The following is a 21,781-nucleotide window of genomic DNA, read 5'->3' as shown; positions in this document are numbered from 1 at the left end:
GCGCTGGCGCTGCTCCCGGCGCCGGATACTCGACGCCGTGCGCGTGCGGGTGCCGCTCAGACAGAGCGCAGGACCGCCACGACACGCCCGACGACCTCGGCTGAGTCGCCGAGGATCGGTTCGAAGCTGGAGTTGCGTGGCAGAAGCCAGGTGTGGCCGTCCCGCTGTCTGAACACCTTGACCGTGGCCTCTCCATCGAGCATCGCCGCAACGATGTCTCCGTTCTCGGCTGTGTTCTGGCTGCGAACCACGACCCAGTCGCCGTCGCAGATCGCGGCGTCGATCATGGACTCGCCCTGGACCTTGAGCATGAAAAGCTCACCCTTGCCGACGATCTGACGGGGGAGGGGAAACACCTCTTCGATGTGCTGTTCCGCCGTGATGGGAACCCCGGCGGCGATCCGACCGACGAGCGGCACCATCGCCGCGTCACTGATGCTCGCCGTCGACTCCTCGTCTGAGCTGGGCAGTTCGATGAGGATCTCCAGTGCCCGCGGACGATTAGGATCCCGTCGGAGGTAGCCGCTCAGCTCGAGCTGATTGAGCTGATGGGTCACGCTCGACAGGGACGAGAGACCGACGGCGTCGCCGATCTCACGCATGCTCGGCGGGTAGCCCCGCGTCGTCACGGAACGCTGGATGGCCTCGAGGATGGCGAGTTGCTTGTCGGAGAGGCTTTTGCGGCGGCGGGTTCCTCCGCGCTGGCTGTTGTCGGGGCTGGCCATCATGCTCCTTCGTGTCGGAATGTCGGTGGTCACTGGTGTACTGAATCCCGTCCGACAATCGAAACTGTATCCACAGGCGAGGCTCCGTTCAAACAACTGTACGGCGCGTCTCCGCGGATTGTGGTCACAAGTGGCCCCTTGCGTGTTTCGATTTTCGAAGATAGATTCGGAACAGTTGTTCCCGCCCGTCGGGAGCTATCGACTACTTGGAGTGATCATGACTGCACAGCTCATCGGTTCGGAGAACCGCGGCACGCAGGGGCGTCCCGTGATTTCCTTCGCGGCGCCGTCCCCCTCGGCGTTCGATGCGCGTACCCGTCTGCGGATTACCGCCAGGGGCCGTGCGGTCATCGCGATCCTCGTGGTGGTGCCGCTGCTCGCACTCGGTCTGCTCTGGGGGGCCAGCACGGCTCTGGCATCGTCGACGGCGAGCGGGGTGGCATTCGACTACGTGACTGTCCAGCAGGGCGACACCCTGTGGGGGATCGTGTCCGACTTCCCTCGCGCCCAGGACCCGAGGGACTCGGTGGCCGAGTTCATCAACCTCAACAACCTGGCGACGGCTGAGCTGCAGCCGGGCCAGCGCCTCGCCGTCCCTGCGTCGCTGTCGGCCGCCCAGGGGTAGCCGGTCCGTATCGGTTCCGCGCAGTGGCGTTGGGGCGTGGAGCTCGCGTGGTCGCGCGCGGCGCGGCTGGCATGTGGTTCGCGGGCCACTGCGTCTGCCTTTTCGCGGCGCTGTCGGCCGGTTCTAGGATGGTGACGTGACCACACTCGCCGATCTTCCTCTCAGGGACGACCTCCGCGGCCGAACGCCGTACGGGGCGCCACAGGCCGCCGTTGGTGTCCCTCTCAACGTCAATGAGAACAGCTTCGGGATTCCCGATGTCGTCCGCGATGACATCGCTGCATCCTTGGCTCGAGTCGTGTCGGGGGTGAACCGGTACCCGGATCGGGAGTTCACCTCGCTCCGTCATGCACTCGCTTCCTATCTCGGTCACGGTCTGCGGGCGGATCAGTTGTGGGCTGCAAACGGGTCGAACGAGGTGCTTCAGCAGGTTCTTCAGGCCTTCGGCGGCCCGGGGCGTACCGTGTTGGGGTTCTCACCGACCTATTCCATGTATCCGCTGCTGTCGTCCGGGGTCGGCTCGACGTGGATCGCGGGCGAGCGTGACGAAGCGTTCGAACTCGGCGCCGAGACCGCCCGTCGACAGGTCGAGCAGTACCAGCCGGACGTGGTCATCCTCTGCACGCCGAACAACCCGACGGGAACCGACATCGGCCTCGACGTGGTCGAGGCGGTCTACGAGGCGGCGAACGGGATCGTCATCGTCGATGAGGCGTATCAGGAGTTCTCCGATCGCGAGAGCGCATTGACGCTTCTCCCGGGGAGGGAGCGTCTGTTCGTCTCGCGCACCATGAGCAAGGCCTTCGCCTTCGCCGGGGTGCGCGTCGGCTACCTCGCAGCGGATCCGGTCGCGATCGACGCCCTTCGCTTGGTCCGGCTGCCGTACCACCTGTCGGCCCTCACCCAGGCGGCTGCGGAGGCAGCGCTCAGGCACAGCGAGGTCATGCTGGCGAATGTGGCGGCGATCGCCGCGCAGCGCGATCGCATCTCGTCCCGCCTCGTCGAGCTCGGCTACGCGCCGTACCGTTCCGCGGCCAACTTCGTCCTCTTCGGGGGCGTGGCCGACCCCGCCGGCACCTTCTCGCGCCTGCTCGAACGCGACATCCTCATCAGGGACGTCGGTCTTCCGGGGCACCTGCGTGTGACGGCCGGCACCGAGCCCGAGACCACCGCATTCCTCACTGCCCTCGCCGAGATTGGAAACGACGCATGACCCCCCGTACCGCCACCGTGTCGCGAGCGACCAGCGAGTCCCGCATCGAGTTGAGCCTCGACCTCGACGGGACGGGCCGTAGCCAGATCTCCACGAGCGTTCCGTTCTTCGACCACCTGCTCACCGCTTTCGCGAAGCACTCGCTCACCGACCTGACCGTGACGGCGGAGGGCGACACGGAGATCGACGTCCACCACACCGTCGAGGACATCGGTATCGCGCTCGGACGCGCGATCGCGCAGGCGCTCGGTGACAAGAGCGGCATCGCCAGGTACGGCGACGCACTCGTTCCGCTGGACGAGGCTCTGGCCGAGGCCGTCGTCGACCTCTCTGGCCGGCCCTACCTCGTTCACTCGGGCGAGCCGGGCGGCTTCGAGTTCCACCTCATCGGCGGTCACTTCACCGGCTCCATGGTCAGGCACGTCTTCGAGGCCATCGCATACAACGCGGCCATGACGGTTCACCTGACCGTGAGGGGAGGCCGCGACCCGCACCACATCGCGGAGGCGGAGTTCAAGGCCTTCGCCCGCGCGTTCCGCCAGGCGAAGGCCCTGGACCCCCTCGTCGACGGGATCCCGTCGACCAAGGGCGCGCTGTGACGCACGCTCCGCGCGTGGTCGTCCTCGACTACGGCTCGGGCAACGTGCATTCCGCCGCCAAGGCGCTCGTCCGCGCCGGCGCCGACGTGACGCTGACCGCCGACCGGAAGGCGGCGGTCGAGGCCGATGGCCTTCTCGTACCGGGAGTGGGGGCGTTCGACGCCGTGATGGGAGCGCTCAGTGGCTCGGGCGGTGGCGACATCATCGATGCGCGGCTGGCCGGACAGCGTCCCGTGCTGGGCATCTGCGTCGGGATGCAAGTGCTGTTCTCCCGGGGAGTCGAGCGGGGCGTTGATGCGGCGGGACTGGGGCAGTGGCCAGGAACCGTTGACCAGCTGTCCGCGCCGGTGCTGCCGCACATGGGATGGAACACGGTGTCGGCAGGGGAGGGATCTCGGTTGTTCTTCGGGCTCGAGGACGAGAGGTTCTACTTCGTGCACTCGAACGCCGCGCGCTCGTGGGAACTGGACGTGATCCCGCCGTTCCCGCGACCGGTGCTCAGCTGGTCGGAGCACGGCGAGCCGTTCCTCGCGGCCGTGGAGAACGGCCCGCTGTCTGCGACGCAGTTCCACCCGGAGAAGTCAGGCGAGGCGGGGATCCGGTTGCTGTCCAATTGGCTCGGCAGCCTCCGCAGCAACTAGATTTGACCCTGGCGCGCTTGCGCCGAAGCCCTGACCGAGGAAGCCCATGAGCGAGTTCAACAACATTCCCGACCTTGTCCTCCTGCCGGCCGTCGACATCGCCGGGGGGCAAGCGGTCCGACTGACCCAGGGCGAGGCAGGGACGGAGACCTCCTACGGTGACCCCGTCGACGCGGCGCAGGACTGGGCCTCCCAGGGCGGTGAGTGGATCCACCTCGTGGATCTCGATGCCGCCTTCGGTCGCGGCTCGAACGCCGCGGTGATCCGTCGCGTCATCAAGCAGGTGCGCGGCGTCAACATCGAGCTCTCCGGTGGAATCCGCGACGACGCGAGTCTCGAGGCCGCGCTCGACAGCGGTGCGAAGCGGGTCAACCTCGGAACGGCCGCGCTTGAGAACCCCGAGTGGGCCGCCAGCGTGATCGGACGCTACGGGGAGGCGATCGCCGTCGGCCTGGACGTCAGGGGGACCACCCTTGCCGCCAGGGGCTGGACGAAGGAGGGCGGGGACCTGTGGACGGTCTTCGATCGCCTCGAGAAGGCGGGCTGTGCTCGGTACGTCGTCACCGACGTCACCAAGGACGGCATGCTCAACGGCCCCAACATTGAGCTGCTCAGGGCCGTCATCGACCGCACGGATCGGCCGGTCATCGCGTCCGGCGGTATTTCCAGCCTCGATGACATCGCCGCGCTGAGGGAGCTGGTCCCGCTCGGGCTCGAGGGCGCGATCGTCGGCAAGGCGCTCTACGCCGGCGCGTTCACCCTCACCGAGGCGCTGGATGTCGCGTCCGTCTGAGTCCAGCGGCGCCGCGGACTCGGCCGGCCAGCCCTGGGCTGGGCGCCGTTTCGAGCCGAGCGCGTTCGCGTCCGACGACGGGACCGCGCCGGTGGCCCTGGCGACGGCCATCGCGGCGTTCCGCGATGGTTCGGCGGGGCCGGAGCCCGTGGTGGAGGCGTTCAGGGACGCACGTCTGCTCATTCCTCTTCTCGCTGCGGCGGGTGACCTGGGGCGCACTGAGGAGGGGCTGACGGTCGACAAGACGCAGGAGTTGTCGATCGTGACGGTGACCGCGCCGGACGGCCGCAGGGTCCTTCCCGTGTTCTCGTCAGTCGCCGCGATGGCCGCGTGGCGCCCGGATGCGCGGCCCGTTCCGGCCGACGGCGTCCGTGTCGCGCTGGCGGCCGCCGGAGACGGGACCGACCTCGTCGTCCTTGACCCGACGAGCGAGTCGGAGTTCGGGCTCCGACGCCCCATGGTGTGGGCGATCGCCCAGGGTCATGCATGGACGGCGCCGTGGGGCGACCGGCGGGTGGCCGACGCGGTGCAGGCGTCCGTTGGGGACGAGCCGGCCGTGGTCCGTGTCGCGCTCCACGCAGGAGACCCCGATGCGCGGCTCGTGGGAGCGGAGGTCGAGGTGAGGCTCTGGCTCCGCGACGGGCTTGGCCGTGACGCGGTCGACGGCCTGGTCGCCCGTCTCTCGGCGCGGTGGGCGGAGAACGAGGTCATCGCCTCGGCGGTGGACTCGCTCGCCGTGAGCCTGCGTCAGGCACCGCCTGTGGGCTCATAACGCGGCTCGCCCGGGTCAGGTGACCGGGCCCGTCCACTTCTCTCCTGGCCCCTTGCCGATCGGGTCGGGGATGGGGGATGCCTCTCTGAAGGCGAGCTGCAGGGTGCGCAGGCCGTCGCGCAGACTGCGGGCGTGCATGTCGCTGACTTCGGGGGCGGCCGCGGTGATGAGCCCGGCGAGCGCGTTGATGAGTTTGCGGGCCTCGTCGAGGTCGACCTCGCTGTCCGGGTCGTCGGCGAGCCCACACTTGACCGCCGCCGCGCTCATGAGGTGGACCGCCGTGGTGGTGATCACCTCGACGGCTGCCACATCGGCGATGTCGCGTGTGGCCTGGCTTGTCTGGTCGTCGTCCCGATGATCGGTGCTGCTGTCGCTCACTGTGTTCCTCTGCTATGCTGTATCCGGCTCTGAGGCATGCCCTCAGATGGAAAGTGGATTCATCTCCCACCCGCGCTCACCGCTTCACTAGGTTACCGGGTCGTTGCACTCCGCCGAACTCACGGGTTCGGTAGTCAGGGTGCGGATCGCATCATCGTGTGCCAGCACGTGCGCTCCGGATGATTCTGCCGACCGATCGGGCGCACGCCCACCGTGTTATCACCGAATCAGAGGAGTCCCGCATCAGCGATCCCCGCACTAACGACCGCATCCGAGTTCCGGAAGTCCGCCTTGTCGGCCCGGCCGGTGAGCAGGTCGGTGTCGTGAAGATCGAGGTCGCCCTCCGCCTCGCACAGGAGGCGGATCTCGACCTCGTCGAGGTGGCGCCGAACTCGAAGCCGCCCGTGGCCAAGATCATGGATTACGGCAAGTTCAAGTACGAAGCCGCGCAGAAGGCCAAGGAGGCGCGTCGCAATCAGGCGAACACGATCCTCAAAGAGGTTCGCTTCCGCCTGAAGATCGACGCGCACGACTACGAGACCAAGCGCAAGCGCGCGGAGGGCTTCCTCCGTGCCGGCGACAAGGTCAAGGCGATGATCCTGTTCCGCGGTCGCGAGCAGTCCCGTCCTGACCAGGGCGTCCGGCTGCTGCAGCGGTTCGCTGAGGATGTCTCCGAGCTCGGCACGATCGAATCGAACCCGACGATCGACGGTCGCAACATGGTGATGGTTATCGGACCGGTGAAGAACAAGGCCGAAGCAAAGGCTGAGGCCAACGCACAACGTGCCGCCAACAAGGCGGCGAAGCATGAGGAGAACAATGCCTAAGCAGAAGACGCACTCCGGTGCGAAGAAGCGCTTCAAGCTCACCGGAACCGGCAAGGTGCGCAAGCAGCAGGCCGGGATGCGCCACAACCTGGAGGTCAAGTCCAGCAAGCGCAAGCGGCGTCTGAACTCCGACGAGGTCTCCTCGCCGGCCGACGTGAAGAACATCAAGAAGCTGCTCGGTCGCTAAGCCCGACGACTCGTTAGGAAGAATCAGAAATGGCAAGAGTAAAGCGGGCAGTAAACGCCCACAAGAAGCGTCGGGTCATCCTCGAGCGGGCCGAGGGATACCGCGGCCAGCGGTCGCGCCTCTACCGCAAGGCCAAGGAGCAGGTCACCCACTCCCTGACCTACGCGTACCGTGACCGCCGCCAGAAGAAGGGCGACTTCCGCCGCCTCTGGATCCAGCGCATCAACGCCGCGTCGCGTGCGAACGGCCTGACCTACAACCGCTTCATCCAGGGCCTCGGCCTGGCCGGTATCGAGGTCGACCGTCGTATCCTCGCGGAGCTCGCCGTCAACGAGCCGGCGACGTTCGCCGCCCTCGTCGAGAGCGCGAAGGCGGCCCTCCCGGCCGACACCTCCGCGCCGAAGGCCGGCGCCTGATCCTCGTCGCACCCCGCGATGCCCCCGTCCGTTTTCGGACGGGGGCATCGTCGTTTCCCTGCTGTTTCCGTGGCGCGTCACCGGCGCTCCACGGTGGCGACGATACGATGGACGCGTGCTGGAGAATCCCCGTAGCCCCCGAGTCCGTGCCGTGGCGAAGCTGTCCAAGAAAGCGGCGAGGGAGGAGACGGGGCTGTTCCTCCTCGAGGGCCCCCAGGCGGTCGCCGAAGCCCTGAACTATCGTCCGGAGCTGCTTCTGGAGCTGTACGCGACTCCCACGGCGCTCGAGCGCTACGCCGACGTCGGGCAGACGGCCGTTGACGCCGGGCTTGATGTGGAGTTCGTGACGGAGGAGGTCCTCGACCAGCTCGCGGACACCGTGACCCCCCAGGGCTTCGTCGCCGTGGCCCGGCAGTTCCCCGTCTCTGTCCGCGACGTCTTCCAGGCGGAGCCGGCCCTCGTGGCCATCCTCGAGGAGGTGAGGGATCCCGGAAATCTCGGCACCATCATCCGCGTCGCCGACGCGGCGGGAGCGGATGCGGTGATCCTGACGGGACGATCTGTGGACCTCTACAACCCCAAGGTCGTCCGAGCGACGACCGGGTCGCTCTTCCACATCCCCGTCGCAGTGGGGCAAGAGCTGGCGCCCACCCTCGACCGGGCGCGGCAGGCGGGCATGCGCGCGGTCGCGGCCGACGTGAAGGGTCGCAGCCTTGTCGAGGCGGGCGACGTGCTCCGCGGTTCGACCGCGTGGGTCTTCGGCAACGAGGCCAGGGGCCTGAACGACGACGCGCTCGCACTGGTCGACGATGTCGTGCGCGTCCCGATCTTCGGCAAGGCCGAGTCGATGAACCTCGCGACGGCCGCGTCGGTCTGCCTCTACCAGAGCGCCTTCGCCACGCGTCTCGGGAATTAACCCGACCGTCTCCTGTCTGCAACACGGGCGGTCTCCCCGTTACATCTGGGTAACGGAGGCCACGGCGATTGCCGTCCGCGAAGCGTTCTGTCCTAGCTTTGTCCCATGCAGCCGAACGAGCCCTCGGGGACGGACGCCTCGGCCAATCCGTTCGAGACAACAAGCAACCCGATCATCGCGTCGACGGGGGAGCCCCTCGTCGTCGTCGAGAACATAGAGAAGTACTACGGTGACTTTCACGCCCTGAAGAACGTGTCGCTCACGGTCAACAAGGGTGAGGTGGTCGTCATCATCGGGCCGTCAGGCTCCGGGAAGTCGACGCTCTGTCGGACGATCAACCGGTTGGAGACGATCACGTCCGGGACCATCCGCATCGACGGGACCGAGCTTCCGAGCGAGGGCAAGCCCCTCGCGCAGCTTCGTGCCGAGGTGGGCATGGTCTTCCAGTCCTTCAACCTGTTCGCCCACAAGACGATCCTCGAGAACGTCACGCTCGGCCCGATCAAGGTGCGTGGCCTGTCGAAGGCTGAGGCGGAGAAGACGGCGCTCGCGCTGCTCGACCGCGTCGGCATCAAGCATCAGGCGGCGAAGTACCCGGCACAGCTTTCCGGAGGGCAGCAGCAGCGTGTGGCCATCGCCAGGGCTCTGGCGATGAAGCCGAAGGTGATGCTGTTCGACGAGCCGACGAGCGCCCTCGACCCGGAGATGATCACCGAGGTCCTCGACGTCATGGTCGGCCTGGCCAAGGAGGGCATGACCATGGTGGTCGTGACCCACGAGATGGGCTTCGCACGCCGTGCCGCGGATCGCGTCCTGTTCATGGCCGACGGCGAGGTCGTCGAGGAGAACGGGCCAGAGGAGTTCTTCACCGCGCCGAAGAGCGACCGGGCCAAGGACTTCCTGTCCAAGCTGCTGGTCAACTGACCTGCTGTCCATCGGTGCGGCTCGACGGCGAACCGCACCACGTGTCATCACCCGTCTCGACGGGGGGAAAGGGAAACATGCGTACACGGAAACTGTTCACGGCGATCGCGGGGAGTGCCGCCATCGCGCTCGTCCTCGCCGGCTGTTCGGGCGGCGCCGACGGGGGCTCCGGCTCCACCGAGGCGGCGGCTGAGACCCCCTACGAGGTGGCGACGGACGTCACCCTCGAGGGCAGCCCCACCTTCGACGCAATGACGAAGGCCGGCAAGGTCACCATCGGCGTCAAGGAGGACCAGCCCGGTCTCGGCTACCTGGACGCCATCACGGAGGAGCGCACCGGCTTCGACATCGACATCGCCCGCTGGATGGCCGCGTCGCTCGGCTTCGGAGAGGACCAGATCGACTTCATCGCGATCCCGAGCCAGAACCGCGAGTCGGCTCTTGTGAACGGCGACATCGACTACTACGTCGGCACCTACTCGATCACGGACGAGCGCAAGAAGCAGATCGACTTCGCCGGTCCCTACTTCGAGACCGGGCAGGGCCTTCTGGTCAAGGCCGACAACGACGAGATCAATAGCGACAAGGACCTCGCAGGCAAGACGGTCTGCTCGGTGACGGGCTCGACCCCGATCCAGAACATCAAGGACAACTACCCCGACACGAAGACCACCGAGTTCGGGACCTACTCCGAGTGCGTGAACAAGTTGCTGGACGGCCAGGCCGACGCGGTGACCACCGACGAGGCGATCCTGATCGGCTACGCGGCCGACAACCCGGAGGAGCTGAAGGTCGTGGGCGAGCCGTTCACGGTCGAGAAGTACGGCATCGGTCTGCCCAAGGGCGACGACGTGCTGCGTGAGCACTTCAACACGACCCTGACCGACGGCGGCGACATCTGGAAGGCGCTGTACGACCAGACGCTCGGTCAGTCGGGGACGACCGTCGAGCAGCCCGCGGTCGACAACTACTAGGAGCTCCCACGGGCCCGGTGCGCAGGCACCGGGCCCGTGTCGACCCGTTGGCCCCGTCCATCCCCTAAGGAGGATTCGTGGACACCCTCATCGACAACAGCGATGTGTTCATCGCCGGGTTCCGCACGACGATCTACCTGTTCCTGATCTCGGCCGTCGGCGCGCTCGTGCTGGGCGTTGTGATCGGCGCGATGCGTGTGGCACCGGTGAAGGCGGCGAACGTGTTCGGCACCGTCTACGTGAACACGGTGCGGAACACCCCGCTGACGCTCCTGATGTTCTTCTTCGCGTTCGGCTACGACAAGCTCGGCCTCATCGACCTGTCGTACTTCACGCTCGCTGCCGTCGCGTTGTCGATGTACACGGCCAGCTACGTCGCCGAGACGATCAGGTCCGGAATCAACACCGTGCCCGTCGGCCAGGCGGAGGCGGCCCGAGCCATCGGCCTGCCGTTCACGCAGACCCTGGGGCTGATCGTCCTGCCGCAGGCCTTCCGCGCGGTCGTTCCGCCGATGGTCAGCGTCTTTGTCGCTCTCCTGAAGAACACCACGATCGCGGCGGGCTTCTCCGTCGCCGAGGCGGGCGCCATTCGGGCGACCCTGTCTGAGCGCGGTGAGCCTCAGCTCGTCGTGCTCCTCTGGGTCGCGGCCATCTTCGTCGCCCTGGTGATGATCCTGTCACTGGTCCAGAACCGACTCGAGAAGAAGTGGGCGGTGAGCCGATGACCACTGTGCTGTATGACGTCCCCGGACCGAAGGCGATCGCGCGCAACCGCGTCATCGCCGTGGCTACTGTCCTCCTCGCCGCCGCCGTGATCGGCTTCGTGGTGTACCGTTTCGCGATCACGGGGCAGTTCGACGCGCGTAAGTGGGAGCTCTTCACCTACCCGCAGGTGTGGGAGCGCATCGGCTCGGCGATCGTGTCGACGCTCAGTGCCTTCGCGCTCGGAGCAGTGCTGAGTCTTGCGCTCGGCTTCGCGCTCGCGATCGGACGGCTCTCGGAGCACGCGTGGGTGCGTGTGCCGTGCGCCGTCTTCACCGAGCTGTTCCGCGCGGTCCCGCTGCTGATCCTCATGATGATCATCTACTACGGCCTTCCGCCGCTCGGCGTCCAGGGCATCACGCCCTACGCGGCGGTGGTGGCCGGACTGACGCTGTACAACGGCTCGGTGCTCGCGGAGGTGTTCCGTGCCGGAATCCTCTCGCTGCCGCCGGGGCAGGCCGAGGCCGGATACGCGATCGGGATGCGCAAGTCGGGGGTCATGTCGATCATCCTCATCCCGCAGGCGGTGCGGGCGATGCTGCCGGTGATCATCGCGCAGCTCGTGGTGATTCTGAAGGACACGGCGCTCGGCTTCCTGATCACCTATCAGGAGCTGCTGTTCACCGCGAAGTTCCTCAGCTCCCAACAGAGCTTCGACTTCCCCGTCATCCCGGTGACGATCGTGGTGAGCATCATCTACATCGGTCTCTGCCTCATCCTCTCCGCCGTGGCCAAGCTCGTCGAGCTGCGGATCAGGCGGGGCTCACGTCGCGCGGTTCCCGCCGACGAGGAGCCGCCGACGCAGACCGAGGCGATGGCGACCGTCCGTCGCTGACCCGCCCCTCGCAACGAACGTGCCCCGGAGCGATCCGGGGCACGTTCGTGTTCCGCCCCGGGCATAGAATGGGGGACTGTGTCAGAGAGCTCTCCCATCACCCCAGAGAATGTCGGCTCCGCCGTCGACGCCGCCCTTGCCGCGATCGCGGCGTGCACGGACTCCGACGGCCTGAAGACGGTCCGCGCCGAGCACACGGGGGAGCATTCGCCGCTCGCCCGGCTCAACGCCGAGCTGCGGTCGGTCGCTCCGGAGCACAGGGCGACGCTGGGCAAGCTGGTCGGCCAGGCGCGAGGGCGGGTCGCTCAGGCGTTCCAGGCCCGGCAGGAGGAGATCGTCTCCGCCGAGGCCGCGGCGCAGCTCGAGGCCGAGCGCATCGACGTGACCGCCGTGCCGTCGACGGGGGCGAGCGGTGCACGTCACCCCTTGACCCTGTTGCAGGACCGGGTCACCGACGTCTTCGTCGGGATGGGCTGGGAGATCGCGGAGGGGCCAGAGGTGGAGAGCTCGTGGTTCAACTTCGACGCCCTGAACTTCCCTCCCGACCACCCTGCTCGGGCCATGCAGGACACCTTCTTCGTCGACCCGGTCGACCGTGAGCTGGTCCTGCGCACGCACACCTCGCCCGTCCAGATCAGGGCGATGCTCGAGCGCACGGCGCCGCTGTACGTGCTCGCGCCCGGTCGCGTCTACCGCACCGACGAGCTCGACGCGACGCACACCCCCGTCTTCCACCAGTTCGAGGGCATCGCCGTCGACAGGGGGCTGACGATGGCCGACCTGCGCGGCACGCTCGAGCATTTCGCTCGCACGTTGTTCGGGGACGAGGCGACGATCCGGTTGCGGCCCAACTACTTCCCGTTCACCGAGCCCAGCGCCGAGCTCGACCTCTGGCACCCGACCTTCGTCGGCGGAGCCAGGTGGATCGAGTGGGGCGGCTGCGGGATGGTGCACCCGAACGTGCTGCGCTCGGCCGGCATCGACCCGGAGGAGTACAGCGGATTCGCCTTCGGCATGGGCATCGAGCGGGCGCTGATGTTCCGCAACGGCGTGGAGGACATGCGAGAGATGGTGGAGGGCGACGTCCGCTTCTCCCAGGAGTTCGGGATGGTGGTCTGAGATGCGGGTACCGCTGAGTTGGCTCGGCGAGTTCGTCGAGCTCGCACCGGGGACGACGCCGGAGGACGTGCACGCGGTCCTCGTGCGGGTCGGGCTCGAGGAGGAGGCCATCCACCGCGCCGAGCTTTCCGGCCCGATCGTGGTCGGTCAGGTGCTGGACTTCGTCGAGGAGCCGCAGAAGAACGGCAAGACGATCCGCTGGTGTCAGGTGCTGGTCGCCCCGGAGGGGGAGCGGGCCGCCGACGGCGGTGACGCCGTCCACGGCATCGTCTGCGGCGCGGGCAACTTCCACGTCGGCGACAAGGTCGTCGTGACGCTGCCGGGCGCCACGCTGCCCGGCCCCTTCCCGATCGCCGCCCGCAAGACCTACGGCCATGTGTCGGAGGGCATGATCGCCTCCTCGCGCGAGCTCGGCCTCGGCGATGAGCACGACGGCATCCTTCGCCTCGTCGAGCTGGGGCTCGACCCCGAGGTGGGCGCGGACGCCGTCGCGCTCCTCGGGCTCGACGACAGCGCCGTCGAGATCAACGTGACGCCCGACCGCGGGTACGCGCTCTCGATCAGGGGCGTGGCCAGGGAGTACGCCCACTCGGTCGCTGTTCCCTTCGACGACCCCGCGGAGCGGATCGACGCGACCCCGGGGGAGGGCTTCGACGTCGAGGTCGACAACTCGGTCCCCCTCCGCGGGCGCGAGCCGGTGCACAGTTTTGCGACACGCGTGGTGACGGGCATCGATGCGACGCGGCCGACCCCCCGGTGGATGGGGTCGCGGCTCGCGCTCGCCGGCATCCGTAGCGTGTCGCTCCCTGTGGACATCACCAATTACGTCATGGTCGAGCTCGGTCAGCCGATCCACGGCTACGACCTGGCCACGGTGGGCGCGGGGTTCGGTGTGCGACGGGCGGCCGAGGGGGAGACACTTGTGACCCTCGACGGTGTGGAGCGCGAGCTCGACGGTGAGGACCTCGTGATCGTCGACGCCTCAGGCCCGATCGGCCTCGCCGGGGTCATGGGCGGCGCACGGACCGAGATGACCGACGCGACGACGGACGTGCTGATCGAGGCTGCCGGCTTCGACCCGGTCTCCATCGCCCGCACCGTCCGGCGGCACAAGCTCCCGAGTGAGGCGAGCAGGCGGTTCGAGCGCGGCGTCGACCCCGAGGTCGCCGTGCGCGCCGCCAACCGGGTCGGCGAGCTCCTCGTCGAGCTCGCCGGAGGCACGCTGAGTGGGCGCGGGTCCTCCTTCCGAAACGGGGCCAGCCCCGTCTCCGTCCACCTGCCGTCAGAGCTCCCGTCGCGACTGGTCGGCGTCGACTATGCGCCCGAGCGCTCGGAACAGATCCTCACGGAGATCGGAGCGACGGTCGAGCGCGTGCCGGGCGGCTGGGACGTCACGCCGCCGAGCTGGCGTCCCGACCTGATCGGCGCTGCCGAGCTCGTCGAGGAGATCGTGCGGATTGACGGCTACGAGAAGATCCCGTTCCGGTTGCCGGTGGCGCCGCCCGGACGCGGCCTGACCCGCTCGCAGCGACTTCGACGGCTGAGTGCCGACGTGCTCGCCGCGGCCGGCTCGGTCGAGGTGCTCGCGTACCCCTTCGTCTCCCCGGCGGACAACGCGCTGTTCGGTTCGGCCGATGACGTCGCGCCCGCGGCCGTCACCGTCGTGAACGCACTTGACCAGTCCGCGGCACAGCTGCGCACCAGCGTTCTTCCCGGACTCGTGGAGGTCGCCGCGCGCAACCTCTCCCGTGGGGCGACCGACCAGTCGATCTTCGAGATCGGTGCCGTGTTCCTCCCCTCGGCGGAGCTCGGAACCGCCGCCCTGCCCGCGGCGGCGCGCCGCCCGAGCGACGCGGAGCTCGACGCCCTCTCGGCGGGGATCCCCGATCAGCCCAGGCACCTGGGTGCGCTGGTGCTCGGCCAGCGCCGTCCGTCGCAGTTCGGCCTCGATGCGGAACGGGCAGGCATCGCCGACGCCTGGACGCTCGTCGACCGGCTCGTCTCCGCGCTCGGCGGGCGTGCCGAGCTCGTTCAGGGCGCGCACCACGCCTTCCACCCGGGGCGGACGGCGGAGGTGTTCGTCGGGGGGCGTCGGATCGGTGTTCTCGGCGAGCTGCACCCGGAGGTCACCGCTGCGCATCACCTTCCGCGCGTGGTCGCCGCCGTCGAGATCGACCTGGACGCGCTCATCGATGCCGTCCCCGTCGTCCCGCAGGCGGACCGGCTGTCGACGTTCCCCGTCGCGACGCAGGACCTCAGCCTCGTGGTCTCCGTCGACGTCGCCGCGGGCGACGTCCGGCGCAGCATCGTCGCGGGCGCGGGGGAGCTGCTCGAGAGCGTCCGGCTCGTCGACGACTACCGCGGAGACGGGGTGGACGAGGGGCTCACCAGCCTCACCTTCGCTCTGCGCTTCCGCGCGCCGGACCGCACGCTCACCGCGGCGGAGGCCAGCGAGGCCAAGCTGGCAGGTGCGCGGCGTGCCGCGTCCGACTGGAACGCGGTCGTCAGGGACTAGGGGAGGGGCGGCCGCGGCCGCCCCTTTCTCGTCCGGAGTTGTCGGCGTCCCGTTCGGAGCACTAAGGTCGGATCATGGCTCACCCCGGTTGGATCTCCGACATGCGCGCATCTGCTGCCCGTGTCTCCGACCGACGCCGTGTCCGCCGAGGATAGGCGCCGTCCGTCAACCCCACTGCCGTCAGGTGGGTGGACGTCGCCGAAACCAGATCCGTCGCCGTTCACACACACGAGGTAGAACATGAGCTATACCGTTGCCGTCGCCGGGGCGTCGGGCTACGCCGGAGGAGAGATCCTGCGGCTGCTGGCCGCCCACCCCGAGCTGACCGTCACCACCATCACCGGTCATTCCAGCGCGGGAGCCGACATCGTCGAGGTCCAGCCCCATCTGCGTTCCTACGCGGGCATGCGGTTGGTCGACACCACGGCAGAGAACCTCGCCGGGCATGACGTCGTCTTCGTCGCGCTCCCGCACGGCGCGTCGGGCGCCGTGACCGCGGGCCTCGGTGACGACGTCCTCGTCGTCGACTGCGGCGCCGACCACCGGCTCGTCGACCCCGGCGAGTGGGACAGGTACTACGGCGGCGAGTACTTCGGCGCGTGGAGCTACGGGGTGCCCGAGCTGCCGCGCACGGGGACGAGCTCGCGGCAGCTGCTGGAGGGTGCGCGCCGCATCGCCGCCCCCGGCTGTAACGCAAGCACGGTCGCCCTGTCGGTCGCCCCCGGCGTCCTGGCCGGCGTCGTCGAGGCCGAGGACGTCGTCTCTGTCCTCGCCGTCGGGCCGAGCGGTGCGGGCAAGTCCGCGAAGGTGCACCTGCTCGCCTCGGAGATGCTCGGCTCGGCCAGCGCCTACGCTGTGGGCGGCACGCACCGGCACATCCCCGAGATCCTGCAGTCGCTGCGGGCGGCGGGTGCCGGGCCGGATGCGACGATCTCCTTCACCCCGGTGCTCGTGCCCATGTCGCGCGGCATCCTCGCCACGAGCACCGCACGTATCGCCCCCGGGGTGGGCGCAGCGGAGGTCAGGGCCGCGTGGGAGCGGGCGTACGCGGACGAGCCCTTCGTCCAGCTGCTCCCCGAGGGGCAGTTCCCCCGCACCGCGGACGTGCTCGGCGCGAACACCTGCCTCCTCGGCCTCGCCGTGGACGAGGCGGCCGGCCGGGTGACGGTCGTCGCCGCGGTCGACAACCTCGTCAAGGGGACGGCCGGGGCGGCCATCCAATCCGCGAACATCGCACTGGGACTGCCGGAGACCACCGGCCTGAGCACGAATGGAGTCGCGCCGTGAGTGTGACAGCAGCACAGGGATTCACCGCAGCGGGCATCCCGATCGGACTGAAGTCGACCGGCGCGCCGGACCTGGCCCTGGTGCGGAACACCGGTCCCTCCACCGCCTCGGCCAGCGTGTTCACCAGCAACCGGTGCAAGGCCAACCCCGTCCTCTGGTCGGAGCGGGTCGCCGCAGGGGGAGAGGTGTCCGCGATCGTGCTCAACTCCGGTGGCGCCAACTGCTACACCGGCGACGAGGGCTACCGCACGACGACGGCGACGGCCGAGGCCGTGGCCGAGGTGATCGGCGTCGAGGCGGGCACGGTCCTGGTCTGCTCGACGGGACTCATCGGGGACCAGCTCGACCGGTCGCGGCTGGTCGGCGGCGTCGCCACCATCGCCGCGGCACTGGCCGACGGCGAGGCTGCAGGCCAGGACGCCGCCAGGGCGATCATGACGACCGACAGCGTGCCCAAGCTCGCCGAGCGCCGGAGCGCCTCCGGCTGGACGATCGGCGGGATGGCGAAGGGCGCCGGCATGCTCGCGCCCGGGCTGGCCACGATGCTCGTGGTCATCACCACGGATGTCGAGCTGGACTCCGCGTCCCTCGACCACGCACTGCGCGAGGCCACCCGGGTGACCTTCGACCGGCTCGACTCCGACGGCTGCATGTCGACGAACGACACCGTGTCGCTGCTGGCGTCGGGCGCGAGCGGCGTGGTCCCCGAGACCGGTGAGTTCATCGCCGAGCTGACGGCGCTGTGCCGTGACCTCACCCTGCAGCTGCAGGCCGACGCGGAGGGCGCCGACCACGACGTCGCGATCGAGGTCGTCGGCGCCGCGACGGAGCAGGACGCGGTCGACGTGGCCAGGGCGGTGTCCCGCAGCAACCTGTTCAAGGCGGCGATCTTCGGCAAGGACCCGAACTGGGGGCGCGTGCTCGCCGCGGTCGGGACCACCGACGCGGCCTTCGACCCCTACGGCATCGACGTCACCATCAATGGAGTCCGGGTGTGTCGCGCGGGCGAGCCGGACGAGCCGAGGGACCGCGTCTCGCTCGAGGAGCGTGCGGTGCAGGTCCTCATCGACCTGCACGAGGCCGATGCGGCCGCGACCATCTGGACCAACGATCTCACGCACGACTACGTGCACGAGAACAGCGCCTACTCGAGCTGAGGGATCATGACAGAGAACACGGACGGGCAGCCGGTGCAGGGCGCCCTCGAGAAGGCCGCGATCCTCATCGAGGCGCTGCCGTGGATCCGCCGTTTCCGCGGCGAGATCGTGGTCATCAAGTTCGGTGGCAACGCGATGGTGAGCCCCGAGCTTCAGGAGAGCTTCGCCGAGGACATGGTCTTCCTCCGCTCGGTCGGCGTTCACCCCGTCGTCGTGCACGGCGGTGGGCCGCAGATCACCCGGGCACTGACGGAGCGCGGCATCGCCAGCGAGTTCCGCGGCGGATACCGTTACACCTCGCCCCAGGCGATGGCGGTCGTCGACGAGGTGCTGAGGACCCAGGTCAACCGGGGCATCGTCGAGCGGATCGCCGAGGTCGGCGGCCACGCGCTCGGCCTCTCCGGCCAGGACGACCGCCTGTTCAGCGGGGTGAGGAGGACGGCCCTCGTCGACGGCGAGGAGGTCGACCTCGGCCACGTCGGCGACATCGTGCAGGTCCGCCCCGACGCCGTGAGGGCCGCGGTCCGTGACGGGCTGATCCCGGTCGTCTCCTCCATCTCCCCCGAGCGGGGGGTCGAGAGCTCGCTGCTGAACGTCAACGCGGACACCGCCGCGTCCGTGCTCGCCGTCGCGCTTCGCGCCGCGAAGCTCATGGTGCTCACCGACGTCCAGGGGCTGTACCGCGACTGGCCCCGGCGCGACTCGCTCGTGTCCAGTATCGGCAGCGAGGAGCTGCGCGAGCTCCTGCCGACCCTGGAGTCGGGCATGATCCCGAAGATGTCCGCCTGCCTCGACGCGGTCGACGGCGGCGTGTCGAAGGCCGCCATCATCGACGGCCGGCTCCCCCATTCCGTGCTCCTGGAGATCTTCACCCCCGAGGGCATCGGCACCGAGGTCACCCCGGAGGACAACGAATGAGCGACTGGAAGGGCCGCGTCGACGCGGACATGATGAGGACGTTCCCGACCGGGCAGGCGCTGCTCGTTCGGGGCGAGGGGACCCAGGTCTGGGATGAGGACGGCAACCGCTACCTCGACTTCCTCGCCGGCATCGCCGTCAACTCCCTCGGCCACGCCCACCCCGCCTTCGTGGCGGCCGTGACCGAGCAGGCCGCGACGCTGGCCCACGCCTCGAACCTGTTCAACACGCCCCCGCAGCTGGAGCTCGCGGCGCGGCTCAAGCGGCTGGCGGGTACGGGCGAGCAGGGGAGGGTGTTCTTCGCCAACTCGGGTGCGGAGGCGAACGAGGCGGCGCTCAAGCTGGCCAGGCGCAACGGCTCGCCGACGCGGACGCGTGTGCTGTCCGTGAACGGCTCGTTCCACGGGCGGACGATGGGCGCGCTCGCGCTCACGGGCAAGCCGTCGCTTCAGGAGCCGTTCCTGCCGATGCTGGCCGGTGTCGAGCAGTTCGAGCCGACGCTTCAGGCGCTGAGGGACGCGATCGACGACACCGTCCAGGCTGTCGTCCTCGAGCCGATCCGCGGCGAGGCCGGCGTGCGCATGTTCCCCGACGGCTTCTTGGCCGAGGCGAGGGAACTCACCCGCGCCCACGGCGCACTGCTCATCCTCGACGAGGTGCAGACGGGGATCGGCCGGACCGGGACCTGGTTCGCCTTCGAGCAGGAGGGCATCGTGCCGGACGCGATCACCCTCGCCAAGGGGCTCGGCGGCGGCTTCCCGATCGGGGCGCTGGTGACGTTCGGGGCGGCCTCCGAGCTGTTCGAGCCCGGTCAGCATGGAACGACATTCGGTGGCAACGCGCTCGCCACGGCGGTCGGCTCCGCCGTGCTGCGCACCATCGAGGACGACGGCCTGCTCGACAACGTCCGCGAGCGGTCGGCCCAGATCCGCAGCGCCGTCGCCTCGTGGGACAGCCCGCTCGTCGACCACGTCAGGGGCAGGGGACTCCTGCTGGGCATCCAGCTCACCGCACCCATCGCCGCCGAGGTCCAGCGGGCGGCCTTCGCCGCAGGGCTCATCGTCAACGCCCCCGCGCCCGACACCATCCGCCTCGCCCCTCCGCTCATCGTGAGCGCCGCCGAGGTCGAGGAGTTCTCCTCCGTCCTCGCCGGTGTGCTCTCCCGCTTCGCCGATGAGACCGATCGAAAGGCCACCGCATGATCCGCCACTTCCTTAGGGACGACGACCTCAGCCCCGCCGAGCAGGCGCAGGTGATCGACCGGGCGCTCGCGCTCAAGGCCGACCGCTTCTCCGACCGCAGCCTCGCCGGACCGCAGACGGTCGCGGTGTTCTTCGACAAGACCTCCACGCGGACCCGCGTCTCCTTCGCCACCGGCATCGCCGACCTCGGCGGCTCGCCGCTGATCGTCGACGGCGGGAGCCAGCTCGGCGCCAAGGAGTCGATCGCGGACACGGCGAGGGTGCTGGAGCGCCAGGTCGCGGCGATCGTGTGGCGCACCTTCGCGCAGGAGGGGCTCGAGGAGATGGCCAGGGGGACCAGGGTGCCCGTCATCAACGCGCTCTCCGACCGCTTCCACCCCTGCCAGCTGCTCGCCGACCTGCTCACCGTGCGTGAGCACAGGGGCACGCTCGCGGGGCAGACGCTGTCCTTCGTCGGCGACGGCGCGAGCAACATGGCGCACTCGTACCTGCTCGCCGGGGCGACCGCCGGCATGCACGTCCGCATCGGCGCGCCCGGCACCGCCCAGCCCGACGCCGACGTCCTGGCCGACGCCGAGCGCATCGCGGCCACGACGCAGGGATCGGTCCTCGCGGTCACCGATCCGGTCGCCGCGGTCGCCGGTGCCGACGTGGTCGTCACCGATACCTGGGTCTCGATGGGCCAGGAGGCGGAGAAGGCCGAGCGCGTCGCGCTCTTCGGCTCCTACCGCGTCGACGAGCAGCTGCTGTCCCATGCGGCTGCCGACGCGATCTTCCTGCACTGCCTGCCGGCGTACCGCGAGTACGAGGTGGACTCCGCCGTCATCGACGGCCCTCGTAGCGTCGTGTGGGACGAGGCGGAGAACCGGCTGCACGCCCAGAAGGCACTGATCAGCTGGCTTCTCGAGCACTCGGACGCGGAGTAGCGGTCGTGGCGGCGCGTGCACGGCTCGACGGGCTCGACCTGGCCAGGGGACTGGCGCTGGTCGGCATGCTCGCCGCGCACACGCTGTCGGCGGGTGAGCTGGTGTGGGGCGACCCCTCCACCTGGATCGGCGTGGTCGACGGACGTTCCTCGATCCTCTTCGCGACCGTCGCCGGGGTGAGCCTGGCTCTCATGTCGGGGCGGGAGTCGCCCCCGGCCGGCCAGGATCTGGTCGCGGCCAGGGTGAGGCTGCTCACGCGCGCCGTGATCGTGTTCGCCGTCGGATCCCTGCTCAACCTGGCGGGTGCACCGGTCGCCGTGATCCTGGAGTACTACGCCGTCTGCATGATGCTGTGCATCCCGCTTCTGCGTCTGGACTGGCAACGGCTCGCGATCGTCGCCGCGGTCGCGGCCGTCGCCGGACCGGTGCTACTCCGGGTGCTGATCGTGCCGGTCGACGCGGCGCCGGGGATCGGGACCCTCACCGAGCTGCTTGTGCAGGGATATTACCCGGTCGTCGTCTGGTTCGCCTTCTTCGCGGCGGGGCTGGCGCTCGGCCGGGCCGGCGCCGACAGGCGGGCCGTTCAGCGAAGCGCGCTGTTCGGCGGGACAGCGCTCGCCGTCGTCGGCTACGGGCTCGGCGCCGTTCTGCCCGAGAGTGTGGCGTCGTCGACCGCGGGCCTGGGCGCGACCGGCTGGGACTCCGTGCTGTCGGCGGCCCCGCACAGCGGGGGCGTCGCCGAGGTGCTCGGCTCGGGCGGTCTCGCGCTCGCGGTCATCGGCGGGTGCCTGCTGCTGCCGGCTGCGGTGCAGCTCGTTCTCGCGCCGCTCCGTGCTGTCGGCGCTCTCGCGCTGACGGTGTACTCGGCTCACGTCGTCTCGCTTGGGATTCTGGCCGCGGCCGGGCTCCCCACCCGCGGTGCCGGCGTTTTCTGGACCACTCTCGTCCTCGCTCTCGTCGGCGCCTGGACGTGGCGTGTCCTGCTCGGCCGTGGGCCGCTGGAGCGGCTCGTCGGATCGGCCGCACGGCGGGCGGCCTCGCCCGCCGCCCCCTAAACTGAAATCGTCACA

At 69.3% G+C, this 21,781-nt stretch carries 24 protein-coding genes; 22 read left to right on the top strand and 2 right to left on the bottom strand.

Translation table 11 applies throughout. The features are described 5' to 3' along the window. Nucleotides 1-56: 56 nt before the first annotated feature. On the bottom strand, nucleotides 57-725 hold the full coding sequence (lexA, locus tag FM119_RS01340) for a transcriptional repressor LexA (RefSeq protein WP_087135891.1): 669 nt from the start codon (nucleotides 723-725) through the stop codon (nucleotides 57-59). 217 nt (nucleotides 726-942) lie between these two features. Between lexA and FM119_RS01335 the strand changes: the two genes are divergently transcribed. The 6 genes from FM119_RS01335 to FM119_RS01310 all read left to right on the top strand — a co-directional run bounded on the left by FM119_RS01335 (nucleotide 943) and on the right by FM119_RS01310 (nucleotide 5,368). After that, a complete protein-coding gene (locus FM119_RS01335) occupies nucleotides 943-1,350 on the top strand; it encodes a LysM peptidoglycan-binding domain-containing protein (RefSeq protein WP_087135914.1) in 408 nt (135 codons plus the stop codon). 136 nt (nucleotides 1,351-1,486) lie between these two features. Next, nucleotides 1,487-2,563, top strand: a complete 1,077-nt coding sequence (locus FM119_RS01330) for a histidinol-phosphate transaminase (protein ID WP_087135890.1) — start codon at nucleotides 1,487-1,489, stop codon at nucleotides 2,561-2,563. Next, nucleotides 2,560-3,162, top strand: a complete 603-nt coding sequence (gene hisB / locus FM119_RS01325) for an imidazoleglycerol-phosphate dehydratase HisB (protein WP_087135889.1) — start codon at nucleotides 2,560-2,562, stop codon at nucleotides 3,160-3,162. The genes FM119_RS01330 and hisB overlap by 4 nt, the downstream gene beginning before the upstream one ends. Continuing rightward, the gene (gene hisH, locus FM119_RS01320; protein ID WP_087135888.1) at nucleotides 3,159-3,803 is read left to right on the top strand and encodes an imidazole glycerol phosphate synthase subunit HisH; all 645 of its coding nucleotides are present in this window, start codon (nucleotides 3,159-3,161) and stop codon (nucleotides 3,801-3,803) included. Before hisB ends, hisH begins: the two co-directional genes overlap by 4 nt. A 46-nt stretch (nucleotides 3,804-3,849) precedes the next feature. Continuing rightward, nucleotides 3,850-4,596, top strand: a complete 747-nt coding sequence (priA, locus tag FM119_RS01315) for a bifunctional 1-(5-phosphoribosyl)-5-((5-phosphoribosylamino)methylideneamino)imidazole-4-carboxamide isomerase/phosphoribosylanthranilate isomerase PriA (protein ID WP_087135887.1) — start codon at nucleotides 3,850-3,852, stop codon at nucleotides 4,594-4,596. Then, nucleotides 4,580-5,368: an SseB family protein gene (locus tag FM119_RS01310; protein ID WP_087135886.1), complete on the top strand. Its 789-nt coding sequence runs from the start codon at nucleotides 4,580-4,582 to the stop codon at nucleotides 5,366-5,368. Before priA ends, FM119_RS01310 begins: the two co-directional genes overlap by 17 nt. A gap of 15 nt (nucleotides 5,369-5,383) precedes the next feature. Here the strand turns inward: FM119_RS01310 and FM119_RS01305 are convergent, their stop codons facing one another. Beyond that, nucleotides 5,384-5,746: a DUF1844 domain-containing protein gene (locus tag FM119_RS01305; RefSeq protein ID WP_087135885.1), complete on the bottom strand. Its 363-nt coding sequence runs from the start codon at nucleotides 5,744-5,746 to the stop codon at nucleotides 5,384-5,386. A 179-nt stretch (nucleotides 5,747-5,925) separates the two neighbouring features. Here FM119_RS01305 and infC point away from each other — a divergent pair, with 179 nt between their 5' ends. From infC to FM119_RS01225, 16 genes are all read left to right on the top strand, one after another. Next, entirely contained in the window at nucleotides 5,926-6,573 is a 648-nt protein-coding gene (gene infC, locus FM119_RS01300) for a translation initiation factor IF-3 (RefSeq protein WP_087135884.1), read from the top strand. Further along, on the top strand, nucleotides 6,566-6,760 hold the full coding sequence (gene rpmI, locus FM119_RS01295) for a 50S ribosomal protein L35 (RefSeq protein ID WP_087135883.1): 195 nt from the start codon (nucleotides 6,566-6,568) through the stop codon (nucleotides 6,758-6,760). The genes infC and rpmI overlap by 8 nt, the downstream gene beginning before the upstream one ends. A 29-nt stretch (nucleotides 6,761-6,789) precedes the next feature. Continuing rightward, the gene (gene rplT, locus FM119_RS01290; RefSeq protein WP_087135882.1) at nucleotides 6,790-7,176 is read left to right on the top strand and encodes a 50S ribosomal protein L20; all 387 of its coding nucleotides are present in this window, start codon (nucleotides 6,790-6,792) and stop codon (nucleotides 7,174-7,176) included. A gap of 115 nt (nucleotides 7,177-7,291) precedes the next feature. Then, nucleotides 7,292-8,092 (top strand): TrmH family RNA methyltransferase, encoded by an 801-nt coding sequence (locus tag FM119_RS01285; protein WP_087135881.1) that lies wholly within the window; start codon nucleotides 7,292-7,294, stop codon nucleotides 8,090-8,092. Between the two features lie 105 nt (nucleotides 8,093-8,197). Next, nucleotides 8,198-9,016 carry an amino acid ABC transporter ATP-binding protein gene (locus FM119_RS01280; RefSeq protein ID WP_087135880.1) on the top strand — a complete coding sequence of 273 codons (819 nt, stop codon included), beginning with the start codon at nucleotides 8,198-8,200 and terminating at the stop codon, nucleotides 9,014-9,016. Nucleotides 9,017-9,093: 77 nt separating this feature from the next. After that, nucleotides 9,094-9,990, top strand: coding sequence for a glutamate ABC transporter substrate-binding protein (locus FM119_RS01275; RefSeq protein WP_087135879.1), 897 nt, complete (start codon nucleotides 9,094-9,096; stop codon nucleotides 9,988-9,990). Nucleotides 9,991-10,067: 77 nt separating this feature from the next. Beyond that, nucleotides 10,068-10,715, top strand: coding sequence for an amino acid ABC transporter permease (locus tag FM119_RS01270; protein WP_087135878.1), 648 nt, complete (start codon nucleotides 10,068-10,070; stop codon nucleotides 10,713-10,715). After that, a complete protein-coding gene (locus FM119_RS01265) occupies nucleotides 10,712-11,587 on the top strand; it encodes an amino acid ABC transporter permease (protein ID WP_087135913.1) in 876 nt (291 codons plus the stop codon). The genes FM119_RS01270 and FM119_RS01265 overlap by 4 nt, the downstream gene beginning before the upstream one ends. A gap of 78 nt (nucleotides 11,588-11,665) precedes the next feature. Then, a complete protein-coding gene (gene pheS, locus FM119_RS01260) occupies nucleotides 11,666-12,706 on the top strand; it encodes a phenylalanine--tRNA ligase subunit alpha (protein ID WP_087135877.1) in 1,041 nt (346 codons plus the stop codon). 1 nt (nucleotide 12,707) lies between these two features. Continuing rightward, nucleotides 12,708-15,221 (top strand): phenylalanine--tRNA ligase subunit beta, encoded by a 2,514-nt coding sequence (pheT, locus tag FM119_RS01255; RefSeq protein ID WP_087135876.1) that lies wholly within the window; start codon nucleotides 12,708-12,710, stop codon nucleotides 15,219-15,221. A 240-nt stretch (nucleotides 15,222-15,461) separates the two neighbouring features. After that, nucleotides 15,462-16,508: an N-acetyl-gamma-glutamyl-phosphate reductase gene (gene argC, locus FM119_RS01250; protein WP_087135875.1), complete on the top strand. Its 1,047-nt coding sequence runs from the start codon at nucleotides 15,462-15,464 to the stop codon at nucleotides 16,506-16,508. Continuing rightward, nucleotides 16,505-17,665: a bifunctional glutamate N-acetyltransferase/amino-acid acetyltransferase ArgJ gene (argJ, locus tag FM119_RS01245; RefSeq protein WP_087135874.1), complete on the top strand. Its 1,161-nt coding sequence runs from the start codon at nucleotides 16,505-16,507 to the stop codon at nucleotides 17,663-17,665. The genes argC and argJ overlap by 4 nt, the downstream gene beginning before the upstream one ends. A 6-nt stretch (nucleotides 17,666-17,671) precedes the next feature. Then, nucleotides 17,672-18,583: an acetylglutamate kinase gene (argB, locus tag FM119_RS01240; protein WP_087135873.1), complete on the top strand. Its 912-nt coding sequence runs from the start codon at nucleotides 17,672-17,674 to the stop codon at nucleotides 18,581-18,583. Further along, a complete protein-coding gene (locus tag FM119_RS01235; protein ID WP_121657668.1) occupies nucleotides 18,580-19,785 on the top strand; it encodes an acetylornithine transaminase in 1,206 nt (401 codons plus the stop codon). Before argB ends, FM119_RS01235 begins: the two co-directional genes overlap by 4 nt. Further along, the gene (argF, locus tag FM119_RS01230) at nucleotides 19,782-20,711 is read left to right on the top strand and encodes an ornithine carbamoyltransferase (RefSeq protein ID WP_087135872.1); all 930 of its coding nucleotides are present in this window, start codon (nucleotides 19,782-19,784) and stop codon (nucleotides 20,709-20,711) included. Before FM119_RS01235 ends, argF begins: the two co-directional genes overlap by 4 nt. Before the next feature lie 5 nt (nucleotides 20,712-20,716). Further along, complete coding sequence (locus FM119_RS01225) at nucleotides 20,717-21,766, top strand: heparan-alpha-glucosaminide N-acetyltransferase domain-containing protein (protein ID WP_087135871.1); 1,050 nt, start codon at nucleotides 20,717-20,719, stop codon at nucleotides 21,764-21,766. Nucleotides 21,767-21,781 lie beyond the last annotated feature (15 nt).

This window comes from Mycetocola reblochoni REB411, from assembly GCF_900163835.1.
Classification (GTDB): Bacteria; Actinomycetota; Actinomycetes; order Actinomycetales; family Microbacteriaceae; genus Mycetocola_B; species Mycetocola_B reblochoni.
Note: the sequence above shows the minus strand (reverse complement) of the source record. Positions and strands in the feature narration are given on the sequence as shown.